At 74.0% G+C, this 19132-nt stretch carries 10 protein-coding genes; 3 read left to right on the top strand and 7 right to left on the bottom strand.

Annotated elements, in window-relative coordinates; genetic code table 11:
* Nucleotides 1-69: 69 nt before the first annotated feature.
* The 5 genes from ACMA1D_RS26335 to ACMA1D_RS26315 all read right to left on the bottom strand — a co-directional run bounded on the left by ACMA1D_RS26335 (nucleotide 70) and on the right by ACMA1D_RS26315 (nucleotide 13036).
* A complete protein-coding gene (locus tag ACMA1D_RS26335; protein ID WP_414726491.1) occupies nucleotides 70-1101 on the bottom strand; it encodes a FecCD family ABC transporter permease in 1032 nt (343 codons plus the stop codon).
* Complete coding sequence (locus ACMA1D_RS26330) at nucleotides 1098-2090, bottom strand: ABC transporter substrate-binding protein (protein WP_414726490.1); 993 nt, start codon at nucleotides 2088-2090, stop codon at nucleotides 1098-1100. The genes ACMA1D_RS26335 and ACMA1D_RS26330 overlap by 4 nt, the downstream gene beginning before the upstream one ends.
* 443 nt (nucleotides 2091-2533) lie before the next feature.
* A complete protein-coding gene (locus ACMA1D_RS26325; RefSeq protein WP_414726489.1) occupies nucleotides 2534-3382 on the bottom strand; it encodes a siderophore-interacting protein in 849 nt (282 codons plus the stop codon).
* A gap of 881 nt (nucleotides 3383-4263) precedes the next feature.
* Complete coding sequence (locus tag ACMA1D_RS26320) at nucleotides 4264-11001, bottom strand: amino acid adenylation domain-containing protein (RefSeq protein ID WP_414726488.1); 6738 nt, start codon at nucleotides 10999-11001, stop codon at nucleotides 4264-4266.
* A 610-nt stretch (nucleotides 11002-11611) separates the two neighbouring features.
* The gene (locus tag ACMA1D_RS26315; RefSeq protein WP_414726487.1) at nucleotides 11612-13036 is read right to left on the bottom strand and encodes a vanadium-dependent haloperoxidase; all 1425 of its coding nucleotides are present in this window, start codon (nucleotides 13034-13036) and stop codon (nucleotides 11612-11614) included.
* Nucleotides 13037-13454: 418 nt separating this feature from the next.
* On the opposite strand from ACMA1D_RS26315, the gene ACMA1D_RS26310 reads away from it, so the two are divergent.
* Nucleotides 13455-14141, top strand: coding sequence for a GntR family transcriptional regulator (locus ACMA1D_RS26310; protein ID WP_414726486.1), 687 nt, complete (start codon nucleotides 13455-13457; stop codon nucleotides 14139-14141).
* A 455-nt stretch (nucleotides 14142-14596) separates the two neighbouring features.
* Nucleotides 14597-15982: an amidohydrolase gene (locus tag ACMA1D_RS26305; protein WP_414726485.1), complete on the top strand. Its 1386-nt coding sequence runs from the start codon at nucleotides 14597-14599 to the stop codon at nucleotides 15980-15982.
* Between the two features lie 44 nt (nucleotides 15983-16026).
* On the opposite strand, the gene ACMA1D_RS26300 is transcribed toward ACMA1D_RS26305, so the two are convergent.
* On the bottom strand, nucleotides 16027-16650 hold the full coding sequence (locus ACMA1D_RS26300; RefSeq protein WP_349989765.1) for a response regulator transcription factor: 624 nt from the start codon (nucleotides 16648-16650) through the stop codon (nucleotides 16027-16029).
* Nucleotides 16647-17885, bottom strand: a complete 1239-nt coding sequence (locus ACMA1D_RS26295; protein WP_414726484.1) for a sensor histidine kinase — start codon at nucleotides 17883-17885, stop codon at nucleotides 16647-16649. Before ACMA1D_RS26295 ends, ACMA1D_RS26300 begins: the two co-directional genes overlap by 4 nt.
* A 565-nt stretch (nucleotides 17886-18450) precedes the next feature.
* On the opposite strand from ACMA1D_RS26295, the gene ACMA1D_RS26290 reads away from it, so the two are divergent.
* Entirely contained in the window at nucleotides 18451-19008 is a 558-nt protein-coding gene (locus tag ACMA1D_RS26290) for a GlcG/HbpS family heme-binding protein (RefSeq protein WP_414726508.1), read from the top strand.
* Nucleotides 19009-19132: the final 124 nt, after the last annotated feature.

Here is a 19132-nt window from a genome sequence, read left to right as displayed (position 1 = left end):
GGCCGAGGGCGCCGGGCCCGCGTGCGCCGCGCAGCCGCCGCGGCTGCGCGCCTTGCGTGTCGTACGCGTTCACAGTGACCCCGCTCCGTAGCGGCGGACGGCCCAGATCAGCATCGGGCCGCCGAGGAAGGCGGTCACGATGGCCACCGGCACCTCGCCGGTCGGCAGCAGCACGCGCGAGCCGATGTCGGCGACGAGCAGCAGGATCGGGCCGAGGACCATGGTGTAGAGGATCAGCCAGGGCACCGAACCGGCGGCGGGCTTGCGCACCAGGTGCGGCACGATCAGGCCGACGAACAGGATCGGCCCGGCGATGGCCGTCGCGGCCCCGCTGAGCACGGTGATCAGCAGCAGCGCCAGGCCGCGCACCCGGCCGACGCCCGCGCCGAGCGTCTGCGCGACGTTCTCGCCGAGCGCCAGGGCGTTGAGCGACCGGCTGAGCAGCAGCGCGCCGAGCAGGGACAGGCCGATGGCGGTCAGCGGGACGGCCAGCGGCGCCTGTTCGCGGGCGGCGAGGGAGCCGACCGACCAGAAGCGGTAGACGTCGAAGACCTCCGGGTGCGTCAGGCGCAGGCCGAGGCCGACACCGTTCAGCACCGCGGTCAGGGCCACTCCGGTGAGCACCAGACGCAGCGGCGAGCCCCGCCCGACCGCCGCGACCAGCAGTGCCGCGATCACCGAGCCGACGATCGCCCACCCCAACTGGCCGCCCTGCCCGGCGGCGAGACCGAGCCCGGCGCCGAGGGTGATGGCGAACCCGGCGCCGGCGGTGACGCCGAGGATGCCGGGTTCGGCCAGCGGGTTGCGGACGGTCGTCTGGATGAGCGCGCCCGCCACGGCCAGGGCTGCGCCCACGGCGATGGCGAGCAGCGCGCGGGGCGCCCGTACGTCGCGGACGATCACGTGTTCTTCGGTGCCGCGGTAGGCGAACAGGGCGCGCAGCACCTCGGCCGGCGGCACCGCGCGGGCGCCGATGCCGATGCTGAGGACGGCGACGGCCACCAGGAGGACCAACCCGCCGATGAGCAGGCCGAGTTGGGGCAGTGACCGCACCCGTCGGGCCTCCGTCTTCGCACCGGGCACCGGGCCTGCGGCGGTCACCGCTTCAGCAGCGGCGCGAGCGCGGTGTCGACCGCGTCCAGCGTCTTCACGGCCTGCCCGTAGGTGGCGGCCTCGGTGTAGCGGAGCGGGAAGGTCTTGCCTGCCTTGACGGCGGGCAGGGTCTTCCACAGCTTCGAGTCCATGACGTACTTGACGGACTCGGGGAGGCTGCCGTCGGGCTTCACGGAGTAGGTGATGACGTCGGCGTCGCGGAGCGAGGCGGGGAGTTCTTCGATCGAGGGGTACTCGCTGACCGACTGCGAGCCCGGGCCCTTCTTCTTGACCTGGCCGTAGTAGGTGGCGCCGAGGTCCTGGGCGATGTTGGTGCCCCAGGAGTCGCTGAACTCGCGCTGGAAGGTGCCCTTGGCCGCCTCGCCGTAGGAGCCGACGTGGCCCGCCTTGAGCTGCGGCAGCACGGCCTTGTACTTGGCGGCCAGCGCGGCGGCCTTGTCCTCGTACGCCTTCTTCACTGCGTCGAACTTGGTGAGCGCGCCGGCGGCGTCGGCCTGCTGGTGGGACTGCTTGCGCCACATGTTCGGCACGGTCGGGCCGATCGCCACCACCGGGGCGATGGACTCAAGCCGCTTGACGTCGATGTCGCCGAGTACGGGGGCCGGCACGCCGATGACGATCAGGTCGGGCTTGGCCTCGGCGATGGCCTCGTAGTTGGTCTCGGTCGCCAACTCGCCGGCGATCTTGGGGAGTTTCTTGTACGTGGCGAGGTCCTGCTCGTTCATCAGGGGCTCGCCGCGCTTCCACGACGAGATGCCCACCAGCGGCGCTTCGGCTTCGATCAGGGCGGGCACGGCGTAGCCGGTGGCCACCACGCGCTTCGGCTTCTCCGGGATGGTGATCTTGCCGTTGTCGGCCGCAAACACCCGGGTCTTGCCCTGCGCACCGCCCGACTTGCCGTCGGAGGAACCGCATCCGGTCAGGGCCAGGGCGAGTGCCACGGCACCTGCCAGGCAGGAGGTGCTACGAAGGGACATGGGGTACTCCTCGGTGTGCGTTTCGGGGGATTTTGGGGTGCCCGGATGCTTGGGTGCCCGGGTGCTTTTGTGCCGGGCTGTTCGGGGGTGCCGGGGGCTTGGGCTTTGGGGCGCGGCGGGGTTCCCGGGGGTGCCGGGGCCTGCGGGCGCGCCGGTGCCGTCGTGGGTGCGGGCTTCTGTTGGGGCGAGGTGGCGGCTTCTCTGGGCTGTGCCAGGGGACGGTTGTTGGGTGTGTTGGCGGGGCCCGTGCCGGGGTGGTTGGGTACGGCGGCGGGGTGGTTGGGTGTGCCGGCAGGGCGGGGGCGTGCCCGTGGCCGGTGGGGTGTGTCGGCGCGGGGCGCCGACGAAGGGACCACTACCGGCCAGCCCAGCCAACTGCCCAGCCGCCCACCCACCCAGTCACCCAGTCACCCAGTCACCCAGTCACCCAGGATCGCCCCAGGTCAGTGGTCTTCGTCGAAGTCGGCGACGCCCCGCTTCCAGTAGCCGGTGACGTCGTGGTCGGCCCGGTCCAGGCCGAGGACGTCGCGGGCCCATCGACGCAGCGGCTTGATCTGGCCGGCCTCGCCCGCGGCCCACAGGTAGAGCCGTTCGCCGGGCGGCACGGTCACCGCGGTCACGGCCCGGGCGAGGGCGTCGCCGGTGCCAGGCGGGCGCTCGCCGCGGTGCAGCCAGTGCACCTCGACGCCGGCGGGCGCGGTCAGGGCGATCTCCTGGGTGGCGTCGGCGACTTCGACGAACGCCCAGCCCCGTGCGGTCGCGGGCAACTCCTCCAGCCAGCGGGCCAGCGCGGGCAGTGCGGTGATGTCGCCCGCGAGGAGGTAGCGGTCGTAGCTGTGCGGGACGATCAGGCCGCCGGGCGGGCCCGCCACGTGGATGACGTCGCCGGGCCTGGCCCGCTCCGCCCACGCCGATGCGAGGCCGCCCTCGTGCGGGGCGACGTCGATGTCGATCTCGCCGGTGGCCGGGTCGTACCGGCGCACCGTGTACTCGCGCGAGGTGGGCGACGGCCGCGGCCAGTTCAGTACCAGGCCGTTCGGTTCGGGTAGCCGCAGCGTCCCGTCGGGCTCCGGGAAGAGCAGTTTGACGTGTTCGTCGGGCGAGTGCGCCTCGAAACCCGCCGTGCCGGGGCCGCCCAGGGTCACCCTCAGCAGCCCGGTGCCGACCGGCGCGGTGCGTACCACCTCGGCCTGCCTGATCCGGATCGGATAGGCCACCTTCTCGCCCTGCCGACCGGCCCTGACCTCGGCGATCCGCTCCAGGTGGCGGTCCCGGAAGTCCTCCCGCGTCATGCCCGGCCCCCCGTCAGGAGCGCCGCGCGGCGCGCCCACTCGGGTCGCGGCGCGGCGGCGGCACGGCGCCGGTTGCCGCGGCGCTCGTCGCGTACCGGCATCGGGCCGAACCGGTCCCGGGTGCCGCTCGGCGCGGACCTGACGCGATCGCGCGGCCCTATCGCGCCCGGGCGCTTGGGGTCGGGCGGCGAGGGGTGGTTCATCGCTTGGCTCCTGCGAGGATCGGCGCCGGTGGCGCGGGGAGTGCTGCGGTGCGGGAGGGCGCTGGCGCCGCGGGGTGCGGCCGGCTGGCGCCGGGTACGGGTCGCGGCGGGCGCCCGGCGCGGGCGCCCGGCCGTCGGGGTCCGCGTCCCGGTGGCGGGCATCGCACGGCACCGCCCGGCATCGACTGCCGTACGCAGCGCCTGGAATGTCGTACGTGCCCCGGCCGGTGCGGCCAATGACCACGCCGGCGCCCCGCCGCACGCCGCTACGACCGGTCGGCCCGGTCCCCCGCCTTGCATGCCCCCACACCCCCTGCTCGATAAGTAAGGCTAACCTAAACAACTACGCGGAGTGAATGCAAGCGCCCCCCGATCGCCACACCCTCGGCCAATACACCTCGATCGGTCACGTTGTGTCACGGCCTCGTGGGTTGGTTGTGCCGTGGGACCGCGGCCGGCCCTCAGCCGCCAGCCTCGATGGGTGTCGCCGGACACCCAGCCCGGGGCCGCCTCGTACGCCCCCGAACGCACAACGGCCGGCAGGGGATGACCACTTGACAGCCAAGCCCTGCCGGCGGCTGTGTCGAGGCGCCCGACGGCCATCAGCCCACCCGGGGATGCCCCCACTCCACCAGGACCCACCCCGTCAGGTCAGCACCGGGCCAGCTCCGCACCGAGTCAGCTTCCCGCCGGGCCGGGCAGGAAGCCGGTGCGTACGAAGTACTCCAGATAGCGGGTGAACAACTCCTCGTCCACCGGTGGGCAGTCGACGCCGGTGCCCGCGAGCGCCTGCCGGGTGGCCGTGGTGTCGAAGCGGATGCCACCCTCCGACCCGCCGTCCTCCGTCTCCGCCGCCAGGGTGCTGAGCAGCGGGAATGCGGCGTTGTCCGGGTCGGCCTGGATGCGCCGCAACCACTCCTGCGGGGTGACGTCGGCGAGGTGGTAGCCGGCCCCGCGCAGCCAGCCGACCACCGTGTCGAGGCGGGTCAGGCGGCCTGCCGCCAGGTGGAAGGTGCCGGAGGCGGCCTGCGGACGTCGGGAGAGGGCGAGCACGGCCCCGCTGACGTAGTCCACCGGCGCCAGGTCGAACGCCGTGTCCACGCCGGCGGGCGCCGCCCCCGCCTGGACGCACGCCTTGAGCAGCAGCCAGAGGAAGTCGCCCGACTGGCAGGCGCCCGTCACCGAGTCGCCGAAGATGCGGGTGGGCCGGTAGACGGAGACGGGCAGGCCGCGCGCCCTGGCCTGTTCGATCAGCCCCTCCGCCACCCACTTGCTCTGGGTGTAGCCGTGTTCCAGGTCGGCGGCCGGGCCGATCGGGTGTCCGGCGTCGATCGACCGCACGCCGGCGCCGGCGGCGAACACGCCGACGGTCGAGACGTGGTGGACCGGCACCGTGCGGTGCCGCGCGGCCAGCCGCAGCACCTCTTCGGTGCCGCGCACATTGGCGTCCCGCAACTGGGCGTACGAGAACACCAGATTGACCGCGGCCCCCGGGTGGTAGACCGCGTCCACGGTGCGCGCCAGACGATCGAACTCCCCTTGCTCCAGGCCAAGTTGCGGCTTGGCGAGGTCGCCGAGCAGGACCGTGGCGCGCTCCTGCGGCAGCCCGTCGGCCAACCCGTACCGCCGCAGGGTGGTCCACAGCCTGTCGGTGGCGTGGGCCTGGTCCCGCCCGCGGACCAGGCAGTGCACCTGGGCCTCGGTCCGCAGGAGCAGGTCCCGCAGCAGGAAGGCGCCGAGGAAGCCGGTGGCGCCGGTGAGCAGGAGCTGCCGGGGTGCATCGGCCACCGTGTCGACCACGGCGGCCGGCACGATGTCCGGGGCCAGGCGCACCTCGGCCGTCAGGTCCGGCGTCCGGACGGACGGCGCGCCGGTGTCGTCGAGCAGCCGGGCCAGGCCGGCGACGGTCGGCGTGGTGAACACGGCCCGCAGCGGCACGGAGGCACCGAGCTCCGTGCGCAGGGCCAGCACCAGTCGGGTGGCGAGCAGCGAGTTGCCGCCCAGGGCGAAGAAGTCGTCGTGGACGCCGATGCCCTCCAGGCCGAGCAGCCCGGACCAGATCAGCGCGATCTGCCGTTCCTTCGGCGTGCTTGGCAAGTCGGGGGAAGTGGCGGCGGGGGCCTGGGGCCGGCGGGCGGCCAGCGCGGCCCGGTCGGTCTTGCCGCTGGCGGTCAGCGGGAAGTCGGGCAGGGCGATGCAGTGCGTGGGCACCATGGCGTCCGGCAGCCGGCTGCGCAGCGCGGCGAGGACCGTGGCCGGCGCCGGGGCCTGCGGGCCGGCCAGGTAGTAGCCGACGAGCAGGTTGCCCGTGCCGCCGCCCGGGTCGTGCGCCACCACCACGGCGTCCGCGACGCCGGGCACGGCCCGTAGCGCCGCCTCCACCTCGCCCGTCTCCACCCGGTGGCCGCGGATCTTGACCTGGTCGTCGGCGCGTCCGCACCACTGGATGCGCCCGTCGGGCAGGTATCTGGCCAGGTCCCCCGTCCGGTAGAGCCGGCCCCCTTCGGTGCGGAGGAACTTCTGCTCGGTCAGCTCCGGGCGGCCCAGGTAGCCGCGGGCGAGCACCGGGCCCGCCACACAGAGCTCCCCCACCGCCCCGATCGGCACCGGGCGCAGCCGCCGGTCCAGCAGGCGTATCCGAGCCCCGGTCAACGGCCGCCCTATGGGCGGTAGTTCGGGCCAGTCGACCGGGGAGCGGGGCAGCAGTTCGGCGGTCACCACGTGGGTCTCCGACGGTCCGTACTGGTTGTCCAGGGTGGCCGTGCTCAGCTCGGTGAAGAAGCGGCGCAGCGCCGGTGTGGCGTGCAGTTGTTCGCCGGCGGTGATGACTTCGGTGAGGGTGGGGCAGTGGCGGTCGGTGGCGCAGGCGTACTCCACCAGTTGTTGGAGCGCCACGAACGGCAGGAAGAGCCGCTGGACGCGCTCGGCGGCGATCAGGTCGAGCAGTTCCGCGGGGTTCTTCCTGACCGCCTCGTCGACCAGGACGAGCGTGCCGCCGGTGCCCCAGGTGCTGAAGAGCTCCTGGAAGGCGACGTCGAAGCTGAGGGAGGTGAACTGGAGGGTGCGGGTGCCGTGGGTGGCGGCGGAGCGGTCCGCCTGCCAGGCCAGCAGGTTGGCGAGTGGTCCGTGCGGCATGGCGACGCCCTTGGGGCGGCCGGTCGAGCCCGAGGTGTACATCAGATAGGCGAGGTCGTCGCCGGTGACCGGGGTGCGGGGGTCGCTCCCGGTGGCGGGCACCTCATCGATGAAACAGTGCGCGGTGCCGGCCGGGAGGCGCGTGCGGCCGGCCAGCGCCCGCTGGGTGAGGACCACCTTGACGCCGCTGTCCTCGGCGATGAAGGCCGTCCGCTCGGCCGGATAGGCCGGGTCGATGGGTACGTACGCGCCGCCGGCCTTGAGCACGCCGAGCACGGCCACCGGCAGGTCGAAGGAGCGGTCCACGCAGATGCCGATGGGGGTGCGTTCCCACCCCTGGTCGACCAGGTGCGCGGCGACCGCGTCCGAACGGCGGTCGAGTTCCCCGTACGTGAGGTCGCGCCCGCGCCAGCGGACGGCGGGGGTGTCTGGGTGCCGCCTGGCCCACCACCGGAACCCCTCGTGCGCGAGGACACCGGCCCCGGCGGCCGGTGCGGTCCCGGCCCCGACGGCCGGTGCGATCCCGCGGGCCGGTGCACCCCCGGCCCCGGCGGCCGGTGCAGCCCGCTCCCAGCTCTCGATGCGGCCCCTTTCCTGCGCCGGCAGCAGCTCCAACTCCCCTACTGGGCAATCTGGTTCGGCGATGGCCGCGGTGAGCAGGGTGCGCAGGCGTGCGGCTAGGCGGTGCACGGTGGCCGCGTCGAACAGGTCGGTGGCGAACTCCCACAGCCCGCGGTAGCCGTCCCCGTCCGGGACGAGGTGGAGGAAGGAGTCGTACTTGGCGGTCCCGGAGTGCACGTAGCGGCGCTCGGCGACCACGCCCGGCAGGTCCAGGTGCGGCGCGGGCGCGTCATCGAGCGTGAAGACGACCTGGAACAGCGGGAAGCGGCTCAGCGTCCGCGACACACCCAGCGCGCGCACCAGGTGACTGTACGGCGCGTCCTTGTGCCGCACGGCCGACCAGGTTGCTTCCTTGGCGCCGGCGACGACCTCCAGGAAGGACGCGTCGGGCGCGGCGGCCAGGCGCAGCGGCAGCACGTCGGCCAGGCAGGCGATCATGTCGAGGGTGGCGGGGTCGTCGCGGCGGGAGACCGGGGTGCCGAGCACCACGTCCTGCTGGCCGGTGTGCCGCCCGAGCAGCACGCCGAGCGCGGCGGCCAGCACCGCGAACGGGGTGGTGCGCAGCCGCCGGCCGAGTGCCCGCACGCCGCGCCCCAACTCGGGGTCGATGGCGAACTCGACGCGGTCGCCGCCGGGGCCGAGTACGGCGGGGCGGGGCCGGTCGGTGGGGAAGGTCGACTCCTCGGGCGCGTCCGCGAGGTGCCGTTCCCACCAGGCGAGCGCCGCGGCCCGAGCGGCTGCACCGTCCGCGCGCCGGGCGGCTGCGTACGGGCCGAGTTGCAGGTGGGGCCCGGGCAGCGGCGGGTGGTCCGCGCCCACGGCCTGCCGGTAGAGCGCGCCGAACTCGCGGTCGAACAGGCTGAAGCACCAGCCGTCGATCACCGCGTGGTGCACGCACACGGCGAGCACGGCTTCGCCGCCCGTCTCCCCGCCGACACGGCCGTCGCCGGATTCCCCGCCGGCGCCTCCCTCGCCTGGCCGTCCCTCGCACACCTCCTCACTCGCCTTCCCGTCCGCCCGCGTCCCGTCCGTGATGCGCAGCAGCACCGCCCTGAGCAGCGGCGGCCGGTCCAGGGTGATCGGTCGGGACGCGGCCGACACGGCCGCGTGCAGTGCGGCGTCCAACCCCTCCCGGGTGACGTCGCGAACGGTGAGCGGGACCGGCATCGGCTCGCCGACCTGCTGGACCGGTCTGCCGTCCAGCAGCACCAGCCGGCTGCGCAGGCTCTCGTGGCGGGCCACGATGCCGTCCAGGGCACGCTGCACCGCGGCCACGTCCAGCGGCCCGCGCAGCGTGTTGACCCAGGACTCCAGATAACGCGAAGTCCCTTCCTGGACTTGGTCGTTGAGCCAGATCGACTCCTGTTCGTACGACAGCGGGAAGGTGCGCGGCGCGACGGGCGCGACGGGCGCGACGGGCACATCGGACGCAGCGGGCACGTCGCCGTCCGCGGCCCGGGCCGACGCGGGTACGGGCGTGGGCTCGGTTACGGGCGTGGGCTCGGTTACGGGCGTGGGCTCGGGCGTCGGCGCGGGCGCGCTGAGGTCATGCAGCAGGGCGGCGTGGTCGAGCTTGCCGTTCGGGGTGCGCGGCAGCGCCCGGCGCCGGTGGACGCTGGTCGGTACGAGGTAGGGGGGCAGGACGGCCGCCAGCGCCGCGCGCACCGCCTCGGCGTCGTCGCCCGGCGGGTCACCCCCGGGGTTGCTCGGGGGACGGCCGGGAGCGCCGGCTTCCGGGGCAGCGGACGTAGTGGATGTCGTGGACGGAGCGGTGGGCCTAACAGTGGACGGAGCGGCGGGCGTGTAGAAGAGCGCGAGCCGCTCGTGGCCGCCGCCGGGCCGCGGCACCGGGACCACGGCGCAATCCCGTACGCCGGGCAGCCGCCGGGCGGCGGCTTCCACCTCGGCGGGTTCGACCCGATGGCCGGCGATCTTCACCTGTCGGTCGGTGCGGCCGAGGAAGTGCAGCACTCCGTCCTCGTCCAGTCGCCCCCGGTCGCCGGTGCGGTAGAGCCTGGTCGGGGCACCGTCGATCGTGAGGGTGACGAAGGAGGCAGCGGTGGCCCGTTCGTCGCCCAGGTAGCCGGTGGCCAGGCCGGTGCCCGCGGCACAGATCTCACCCTCGGCCCCGGCGCCCAGTGGCGCGTCCCCGGCCAGCAGGTGCACGGTCGTACCGGGTACGGGCCGGCCCACCGGAATGCCGTCGGGGCGCTCGCAGTCAGCCGGGGTGACGGTGTGTGCGGTGACGAAGACACAGCTTTCGACCGGGCCGTAGCCGTTGACCAGTCTGATGTCGGGGTGGGCCGTCAGGAAGGCGCGCGCGTGGGCGGTGGAGAGGCGTTCGCCGCCGGTGAGGACCTGCGTGAGGCCGGTGAAACAGGCCGGGTCCTCGTCGACGAAGAGGTTGAACAGGCTGGCGGTGAGCCAGAGGGTGTCCACACCCTCGCCGGCTATCAGCTCCCGCAGGTCGGCCGGGAGCAGGTAGTCACCGGTCACCAATACCGACGTGCCACCGGTGGTGAGCATCCCCCACAGTTCGAGGCCGAACGCGTCCCAGGAGGCGGGCGCGGCCTGCGGCATGACCCGGCCGGGGCCGAAGTCGGCGAAGCCGGCCGTCGCGAAGAGCCGGGTGGTGGCCTGGTGCGGTGCCACCACGCCCTTGGGCGTCCCGGTGCTGCCCGAGGTGAAGAACACCGCGGCCGGCGCCGTGTGCGCCACCGCGACCGGCACCGTACGGGCGGGCCGCGCCGCTGCCGAATCCTCACGGAAGGCGTCCGGGTCCCAGGCGCGCGGGCCCGGGGTGCGGGTGACCACGACCGGCGTGTCGAGGGCGCCGGTCACCGCGGCGATGCGCGCCGCCGGCCAACGGGGGTCGAGGGCCGCGTAGGCGGCGCCGCACTTGAGGACCGCGAGCAGGACGAGGACCAGCCGCGGCGAGCGCGGCAGCACGACCGGCACCACGTGCCCAGGGCCTACCCCCAGGTCCTTCAGGGCGGCGGCGTACCCATCGGCGAGCGCGTCCAGCCGCCGGTAGCTGATCCGCTCGGCGCCGCTGACCAGGGCGGTGGCGTCCGGACGCAGCAGCGCCTGGCGGGCCACGGCCTCGTGGATGAGCCGGGCGTCGAGCCGTTGCAACCCGATGCGTATCTCGTCCGACGGCGGTCGCCGTTGCGCCACCGGTGGGAGCGGCGGGGCCGGGGCGCGGGAGGGGGTGTACGGGTGGGAGTCCGCGGGGTCGGACGCAGGGTTGGAACTGGGGTTGGTCGCAGGGTTGGACGTGGGTTTGGCGCTGAGGTTGGTCGCGGGGTTGGACGTGACGTCGGCCGTGGGGTCGGTGGTGGTACCGGTCGCGGGGTCTGCCGTGGGCTCGGTCGCGCGGCCGGTCGAGGGGTTCCGCTCGCCGTCGGGACGGTGGTTCGCGGTGGCGACGGCCGTGCCGAAGCCGCCGATGGTGTCGTGGTCGAAAAGCGCCTGCGGGGCGATGGCGATGCCCCACTCGGTGTGCAGTCGGGCGCAGATCCGCACGGCGTGCAGCGAGGTGCCGCCCAGGTCGTAGAAGTTGTCGTCGGCCGTCAGGCCGTCGGTCTGGAGGACGGAGGCCGCGATCTGGAGGACGGCCCCGGGCAGGGCACGAAGGTCGCCAGGAGAATGAGGTGACATGCGAGGAACTTTCAGTTGCGCGCGATGGGACGGGAGCGGGTCGGCTTCTCGTACGGACCGGTGAGAAGCCGCCGACCTGCCGTCGGTCCACGACGGGCCGCGGGACGTGGTGGAACCGGCCGTGCACCGGCCGCTCCGAGCCCCGCGAGCCGGCCCGGCTCCCTGATCTCGTACTGATCTCGAATCAGTACGGTAAGCAGATGACCGCGGGTGGGGCGGTACGCGTGGCCGCCCCGGCCCGGTCGGCACCTGCGCGGTGGCGGTGGCCCCGGCCGCCTGCGACGGGCGGCGGTCGGGTCGGACACTGGCCAGATTACGTGCCCGCGGCGTACCGGGATTCTGACCCGGGGCCAGGAAAAGGGGTGGCAACCCCCGGTGGGCACACCGTGCTTCGGGGCAGCGGAAACGGGCATTCCGGGCCCCGCTACCGGGTGGTGCACGGGCAGGCAGGCAGGCGGCCGAGCGGCCCGCGCCCCGACGGGCGTGCGATCGGCCGGCCGGGCACGAGTCCCGACCGGCCGAGGTGGCGCGGGGTGAATCAGCGCATCAGCACACCAGCGAACCAGCAGATCAGTGGATCAGCTAATCGCCGGTTCAATGCGTCAGTGGCTCAGAGAAACGTGTCGGTGACCTGTCGGGCGACGCGTTCGCCGGCGGCCAGGCCCTGTTCGGCGTCCCACCGGTAGTGGACGCCGAGGTAGAGCCGGCTGATGGCGTTCTCGCTGGTGGCGGCCGAGATGGTGTTGAACCGTCGGGTGGCGCCGCCGTCCGTGGTGGCGCTGAAGGCGATGGCGTCGGTCCCGAAGTAGGTCTGCAACACGCCGCCCCAGGCGCCGGCGAAGGTGGCGTGCCCGGAGATGTAGGCGGGGAAGGCGGGTGTGAAGGCCGACCCGTCCAGGTTGGAGGAGAGCGGGCGCCAGGCCGGGTCGGGCGTGGTGGCCGGGTTCCCGTCGTCGGCTGCGAGGTTGATCGCGGACACCGGCCGCCACAGGTCGATCGGTGTGTTGAACTTGGCGTCCCAGGAAACGACCGCCGCGTCCGCGAGGGCGATCGACAGCACGGCGAAGAACTGCGCGTTCTGGGTGGGTGTCAGCGTCTTCTTGCGCGAGATGATCCGCGCGTGCTGATAGAGCTGTGAGGTGGGCTTGTACGTGCCGTCGAGGTCGTTGGCCCAGAACCGGCCGATGTCGCTCTGTTCCTGGGTGCGCACCACCGTCGTCACGGCCGTGCTGGAGTGCCCGCCGAACACCCGCACCTCGTTGACCTGTTCCGCGTACTGACTGCTGCGCAGCAGGTCCTGGTAGGTGCTGAAGCCGCCGGGCAGGCCCGGGCGGAACTGGCCCGGGGTGGAACCGCCGAAGGACCTCACCCGGCCCCAGTGCGGCGTCATGGCGGACCCGGACCCCGTCTCGCGCCAGGCGCCGGGCACCCCGTCGGTCGCGTACGGCACCTCGTTGTTCGCCCCGTCGTCCGCCCGGGCCTGCACCAACGCCTGCGCAGCCGCCCGACCGACGGCGACCCCCTTGTCCTTCTCCGCCTGGGAGCTGCTGTCCTGCGACAGGGCGAAGCCGTAGTTGCCGTCGAAGGAGCCCGCGGGGTACTGGGCCCGGAGGGCGGTGTACGCGGCGGTGGCTATGGCCGCGTTCAGCGATGCGGTGCCGAGCACCGGTTGCTTGGCCAGGTAGGGCCGCCCGATGGACACGATCGAGTTGGCGGCGTCGTACATCGCCAGGTGCATGATCGCCGCCGCCCTGGCCGCAGGACCGGGCGCCCCGCCGGTGGCTTTGACGGCGCCCTCCAGGATCTTGCCCCAGTACAGGACCGGCTCGTACGGGGCGTCGGCCGCGCGGGCGGCCGGCAGCCCGGTCGTGAGCGCGGTGGCCGCCCCCGCCGTGAGACCGAGCAGGACGGTGCGGCGCCGCGGTGCGAACGCGCCGGACCCACCGAACCTGCCGGCCCTACCAGCCCTGTCAGCCGTACCGTCCCTGCCGGTTCCGTCGGCTCCGTCGGGTCTGCCGGAAAGTGATCTGGACACAGTGGTACCCCCCTCTGGGTCTGCGGATCGAGACGGATACTCACGCCCGCCCCGGGGGCTGTCAACGGTGCCTGGGGATCGGCTGGTTGTCGCGTCTTGCGCACCGTGTGGGGTGGCGGGGGCGTGTTGGGGGTTGGCGGGAGGCGTGTTGGGGGTGGGTTCACCCTGCCGATCTGCCCGCCCCGTCGCGTACGGACCTTGCCGGGTACGAACTCTGTGTCGCGTACGGACCGCGCCGCTCAGCAACCGCACCCCGTGCGGACCTCGTACGGACCGCACCGGCCCCGGGTGCGTGGCGGGCGCCAGGTAGCCACCCACACCATCACCAGTCCCCACACCCGAGCCCCGGCCGGTCCGCGGCCCGCACCGCGTGGCGCCGTATTCTCGCCGGGGACACGGAGTGCAAAGGGCGATGCGGATGGCGGACAGCAAGACGGCCGGGAGCGACGAGCCGGCGGGAGGCCGGGTCTCGTTGGGCGCGCAGGCGCGCGAGGCCGTACGGCAGCGCATCGTGGACCGCCGCTACCCGATGGGCTCCCGGCTCGTCGAACGCGAGATCGCCGAGGAGCTCCGGATGTCGCGGGTACCGGTGCGCGAGGCGCTGCGCGCCCTCGCCGCCGAGGGCCTGCTCGAACTGTCGCCGCACAGCGGGGTGCGGGTGCGCACCCTGGAGCGGGCCGACGTGGGCCACCTGTACGAGGTGTGGGAGCCGCTGGCCGTACAGGCGTCGGCGCTGGCCGCCCGCCGTGTGGCGACGGGCGGGGACCCGGCGGGTCTGGCCCGGTTGCGCACGCTGCTGGCGCGGGCCGAGCGCGCAGCCGCGGCGGACCAGGGGCAGCGGGAGGTCGGTGCGCACACGGCGTTCCACGAACAGATCGTCACCCTGGCCGGCAACCCGCTGCTGGCCCGCACCATGGAGCAGTTGAGCTGGCAGCTCCAGTTGATCTTCGGTATGCGTGAGGAGTCGGCCCAGATGCGGGCGCAGCACGCCGAGATGTTCCGGCACATCGCCGCGGGGGACGCGCAGTTGGCAGCGGCCAGCACCCTGCTGCACGTCCGGGACAGTCACGCGGCGGCGCTGCGGTCGCTCTTCGGCGACGCTTAGCCGAGCAGTCGACAAGGCGACCGGAGGGCGGCCGACAAGGCGGCAAGACGACCGGACAGCCCGCCGGCAGAGCAGGTGGGTGGCAGGCCGGCAGCTCAAACGGCGGCTCGTTGTATACCAAGCTGCGTACCCGCCCCCTCGTTCTCCGGTCGATCGGCGCGTCGCCCTGACGTGCCGATGCAGCGATCAGGGAGATTTATCCCGCTATAGCCAAATAAAACTCGCCGCCGACTCGACACCACCTTGCCTCGCCTCTCAGCCTGGTATACAAAATTCGGAGGCGGGGTCCGGTAGCCGCACCGAGCCGGCACCCACACCCAGCCGGCACCCCACGCCGAACCGGCGTCTCGCCCGGAGCCACGGACCGGCGCCGACGGCCCGTAACCCAACCCGCAACGCGAACCCCTCCGCACCCCGCAACCCACCCCGCAACCTTCGCCCCGCAAGGAGACGTCATGGCCGTTCCTCCCCTGTCCCGCCGCCGCGCCCTCGTCGGCGCCGCCGCGCTCGCGGGCGCCGGCGCCGCGCTCTCCGCGCCCGTCGGCGCCGCGGACACCCCGAGCACGCCCGGCGGCCGGACCGACCAGGCGGGGGCGGCAGGCCCGGCAGACCCGGCCGGCCCCGTCGCCACGGCCACGGACGGCGAGGCCCGACACAAGCCGGCCAAGGCCGTCGTCTTCCGGAACGTACGGCCGCTCGGCGCCGGCGCCCCCGTGGACCTGACCGTGGTCGACGGGCGCTTCACGGACCGTCCCGCGCCCGCCGGCGCGCAGGTCGTCGACGGTGGTGGGCGCATCGCGCTGCCCGGTCTCGTCGACGCCCACATCCACCCGGACAAGACGACCTGGGGCGGCGACTGGATCTCCCGCCGGCCCGCGTCGGGCATCGCCGAGTACGGCGAGCAGGACGCGGAGCTGTTCCGCAGCCAGCCCAGGTCGGTGGGCGAGCGCGCGTACGGGCTGCTGGCGCACGCGGTGACGCGCGGTACCCGCGCGGTGCGGGCACACGTCGACGTGGCCCCGGCCTACGGGCTGAAGGGGCTCGAAGGGGTCGCCGAGGCCCGTGAACGACTCGCGCACGCACTGGACGTGCAGATCGTGGGCTTCCCGCAGCACGGGGTGGTGCGCACCCCCGGCACCTCGAAGCTGTTGGAAGACGCCGCGCGGAGCGGCCTGCTCGACCAGGTCGGCGGCATCGACCCGATCAGCTTCGACCACGCGCTCGTCGAACAACTCGACCTCGTCTTCGGCCTCGCCGACCGCTACGGCGTGGGCGTCGACATCCACCTGCACGACCGGGACGAGAAGGGCGTGCGCGTCCTGCGCGCCATCATCGAGCGCACCAAGGCGCTGTCGCTGCGCGGCAAGGTGACCGTGAGCCACGTCTTCTGCCTGCCCTTCCTCGGCCGTGGCGAGTTGGAGACCATCGCCGCCGACCTGGCCGGGCAGGACATCGCCCTGACGACCGTCGCGCCGAGCGCGGCGCTGCTCCTGCCGCTGGCCACGCTGCACGAGCACGGGGTGCGGGTGGGTCTCGGCTCGGACGGCGTACGCGACTCCTGGAGCCCGTTCGGCAACGCCGACATGCTGCACCGCACGCACATCCTGGGGTGGATCACGGGCGCGCGGCTGGACGAGGAACTGGTCCGCTGCCACACCGTGGGCACGCACGGCGGGGCCGACGTGCTGGGGCTCGACCGGGTGGAGTTCCGGCCCGGCGACCCGGCGGACTTCGTGCTGCTGCGCGGCGAGTGCGTACCCCAGGTCGTGGTGGACATGCCGCAGCGCGACGTGGTCGTGCACGGCGGGCGGGTGGTCGCCCGCGACGGCGCACTGCTCTGAGCACACCGGCGGGTGGCCCCGGGCCTGGCCACCCGCCGTGGCCGTCAGGAGAGCAGCCGCTGCTCGGTGGCCACGGCCACCGCGCCCGCGCGCGTGTCCACGCCCAGCTTGTCGTAGATGCGGCCGAGGTGGGTCTTCACGGTGGCCTCGGAGATGAACAGGGCGCGGGCGATCTCCCGGTTGCCGAGGCCGCGGGCCAACTGGCGCAGGATGTCCAACTCGCGCGAGGTGAGCGTGGGCCCAGGGGCCCGCATCCGGGCCATCACCCGGCTCGCGACCGGTGGGGAGAGCGCGGTGCGCCCCTGGGCCGCCGCGTGGATGGCCGCGAACAGTTCCTCGGGCCGCTCCGCCTTCAGCAGGTAGCCGGTGGCGCCCGCCTCGATGGCGCGGGTGATGTCGGCGTCGGTGTCGTACGTCGTCAGCACCAGCACCCGCACCCCGGTCGCGGCGATCTGCCGGGTGGCCTCGATGCCGTCGATGCCCGGGCCCAGTTGGAGGTCCATCAGGACGACGTCGGGGGTGAGCTTCGCGGCCAGCGCGACGGCCTCCGCACCGTTGCCGGCCTCGCCCACCACCTCGATGTCGGGCGCGCTGCCGAGCAGGGCCAGCAGCCCGGCGCGGACGACGAGGTGGTCATCGCAGACCAGCAGGCGGACCGGGGTGCTCATGGGTACTCCAGGGGGATCGCGGCGGACAGCACGGTGCCCTCACCGGGCGCGGACTCGACCGTCAGGGTGCCACCCAACTGCCGCACCCGGGCGTCACTGGCGGGCAGCCCGTGGCCGCGCAGTCCGCGGCTGCGGCCGGCCTCCGGGTCGAAGCCCCGGCCGTCGTCGGCGACGTCGAGCACGACCAGGTCGCCGAGGTAGGTGAGGGTCAGTTGGGCGGTGCGGGCGGCGGCGTGTTCGCGGACGTTGGCCAGCGCGCCCTGCGCGATGCGCAGCAGGGCCGACTCGACCCGCGCGGGCAGCGCGGTCTCGGTCCCTTCGACCCGGCAGCGTACGGCCAGTTCGGCGGTGGACTCCCGGTCGGCGAGCAGCCGCAGCGCGGCCGGTAGCGAGCCGCCCGCGGTGAGGTCCGCGGGGGCCAGGTCGTGCACGAAGCGGCGGGCCTCGGCGAGGTTGTGCTCGGCGACGGCGGCGGCAGCGCGCAGGTGGCCGCGGGCGGTCTCCGGTTCGGTGTCCCAGATCCGTTCGGCCGCCTGGAACAGCATCCGCTGGCTGGACAGGCCCTGTGCGAGCGTGTCGTGGATGTCCATGGCGAGCCGTTGGCGTTCGGCGAGCATCCCCTCGCGGCGCTCGGTCGCGGCCAGTTCCCTGCGGGTGCGCACCAGGTCGTCGATGAGGGCGCGCTGCCGGGCCGCCTGCCGGTCCATGTGGACGAAGACCGCGATGGCCAGCGCAGCCACCGCGGGCGGCGCGATCAACAGGTTGGGGTCGATGCCGGACACCAGGCGCTGCTGGGCGGCGACCATGAACGCGGTCAGCAGCGCGGCCAGGGCGAGTGCCGCGCGTGGCGGCAGGGTGCGCAGGCCGGTGTAGAACAGCGGCACCGCGCACCAGCCGAAACTGGGCGCGAGCACCACCAGGACGACCCAGACGGCGACCTCGGCGCCCAGCCACAGCAGCCTGCGCAGGGTGGGTCTGGAACCCATCGCGGGGCCGAGCGTGTAGAGCAGGCCGAGCGCCGCGCTGAGCGCGATGATCCAGCCCGTGTGCGGCGACCCGGGGTGCCGGATCAGGTAGCGGGTCAGGGAGGCGGCCAGGAGCAGGAAGAAGGCCGCGTGTATGACCGCCGAGAGCCAGCGGGCGTCCTGCTCGCCGCGGGCGTCCGGCCCGGCGGGACCGCCCGGGGGCGGGCCCTTGTCACCGGTCCCGTGCGGTGGTCGGGGGGCTCCGTTCACCCCGTCTGCTCCCTTCTCACAGCCTACGTCCCGCGCGCTCGCGGCCCGTTGCTGTGTCGTCGTTCGCTGGTACGTCTGGGGTTTGGCTGTGGCTCGGCCGCGCCCGTCTCCGTTTGCCGCTACGCCGCCGTCTGCGGTCACGGTGCTGCCCTTCCGCGCTCCCTCCGAGCAGCCTCGGTACGGCCCTTACGCTGCTTCCGTACGAGCCTCCGCGCCACCTCCTGGTCCGCGCCGCCGCGCGGCCGGCGACGCCGCACGGGGGTGTGCGCCGCCGTTCCCGACCGTCGGTCTCGCGGGCCGCGCGGCTCTGGCTCGTACCGGCCGCTGGGGCGACCGGCCCTGGCCGGCCGGTGACGCCCGGTTTCAGGTACCACTGACCCTGCCCGGACCTGCGCGGATTGCCTCATTGTCCGCCAGGGTGCCCACGGCCGGGTCAACCGATCGGATGACCCCGTACTCCGCCGTCCGGCGCCCGGGGTGGAGCCGTTCCGTCGAGCCCCCGGGGCGGTGGGTGGCCGCAGGCTGGAAGCACAGCAAGCCACCCGAGCAGCAGGAGATGCCCGAGATGAAGAAGTTTTCCCGCAGCGCCCGCGTCCTGACCGGCACCGCCGTCGCCGCCACCCTCGCGGCGGGCACCTTCGGCGCGCTGTCCGCCAACGCCGCGACCCCGAAGACCACGCCCGCCCCGGCCGCCGCCAGCAGCGCGGCCAAGGGCAACACCACCCAGTCCACGCACCTGACCGTCGAGGCCGCCACCAAGGCCGCGAAGGCCGCCCTGGACGAGGCGAAGAAGAACAACCAGCGGGTGTCGGTCGCGGTCGTCGACCGCAACGGCAACACGGTCGTCACGCTGCGCGGCGACGGCGCGGGCCCGCAGTCCTACGAGTCCGCCGTCAAGAAGGCGTACACCGCCGTGTCCTGGAACGCCCCCACCTCGGAGCTGGCCAAGCGGCTGACGAACGCGCCGAACCTGAAGGACATCCCCGGCACCCTGTTCCTGGCCGGCGGCGCCCCGGTCGCCGTCAAGGGCGCCCCGATCGCGGGCATCGGCGTGGCCGGCGCGCCCAGCGGCGACCTGGACGAGAAGTTCGCCCAGGCCGGCGTGGCGGCCCTGGGCCGCTGACGGTCCCCTGCCCCAACCGCAGCCGGTGTGCCCGGGCCCTCGCGCCCGGGCACACCGGCTGTGTCGTACGCGTACGGGCCCCCGGCGCCGGCCCTGCCCGGCCGGACCCGGCACGGGGCCGTCC

Source organism: Streptomyces sp. 796.1, assembly GCF_047525675.1.
Classification (GTDB): Bacteria; Actinomycetota; Actinomycetes; order Streptomycetales; family Streptomycetaceae; genus Streptomyces.
This window is presented reverse-complemented; position numbering and strand designations above follow the sequence as displayed.

What these genes read in the sequence shown, in the direction of transcription:
- ACMA1D_RS26325 (WP_414726489.1), bottom strand. Translation starts at nt 3,382, where the DNA reads ATGACGCGGGAGGACTTCCGGGACCGCCACCTGGAGCGGATCGCCGAG.
- ACMA1D_RS26300 (WP_349989765.1), bottom strand. Translation starts at nt 16,650, where the DNA reads ATGAGCACCCCGGTCCGCCTGCTGGTCTGCGATGACCACCTCGTCGTC.
- ACMA1D_RS26305 (WP_414726485.1), top strand. Translation starts at nt 14,597, where the DNA reads ATGGCCGTTCCTCCCCTGTCCCGCCGCCGCGCCCTCGTCGGCGCCGCC.
- ACMA1D_RS26330 (WP_414726490.1), bottom strand. Translation starts at nt 2,090, where the DNA reads ATGTCCCTTCGTAGCACCTCCTGCCTGGCAGGTGCCGTGGCACTCGCC.
- ACMA1D_RS26290 (WP_414726508.1), top strand. Translation starts at nt 18,451, where the DNA reads ATGAAGAAGTTTTCCCGCAGCGCCCGCGTCCTGACCGGCACCGCCGTC.
- ACMA1D_RS26310 (WP_414726486.1), top strand. Translation starts at nt 13,455, where the DNA reads ATGGCGGACAGCAAGACGGCCGGGAGCGACGAGCCGGCGGGAGGCCGG.
- ACMA1D_RS26320 (WP_414726488.1), bottom strand. Translation starts at nt 11,001, where the DNA reads ATGTCACCTCATTCTCCTGGCGACCTTCGTGCCCTGCCCGGGGCCGTC.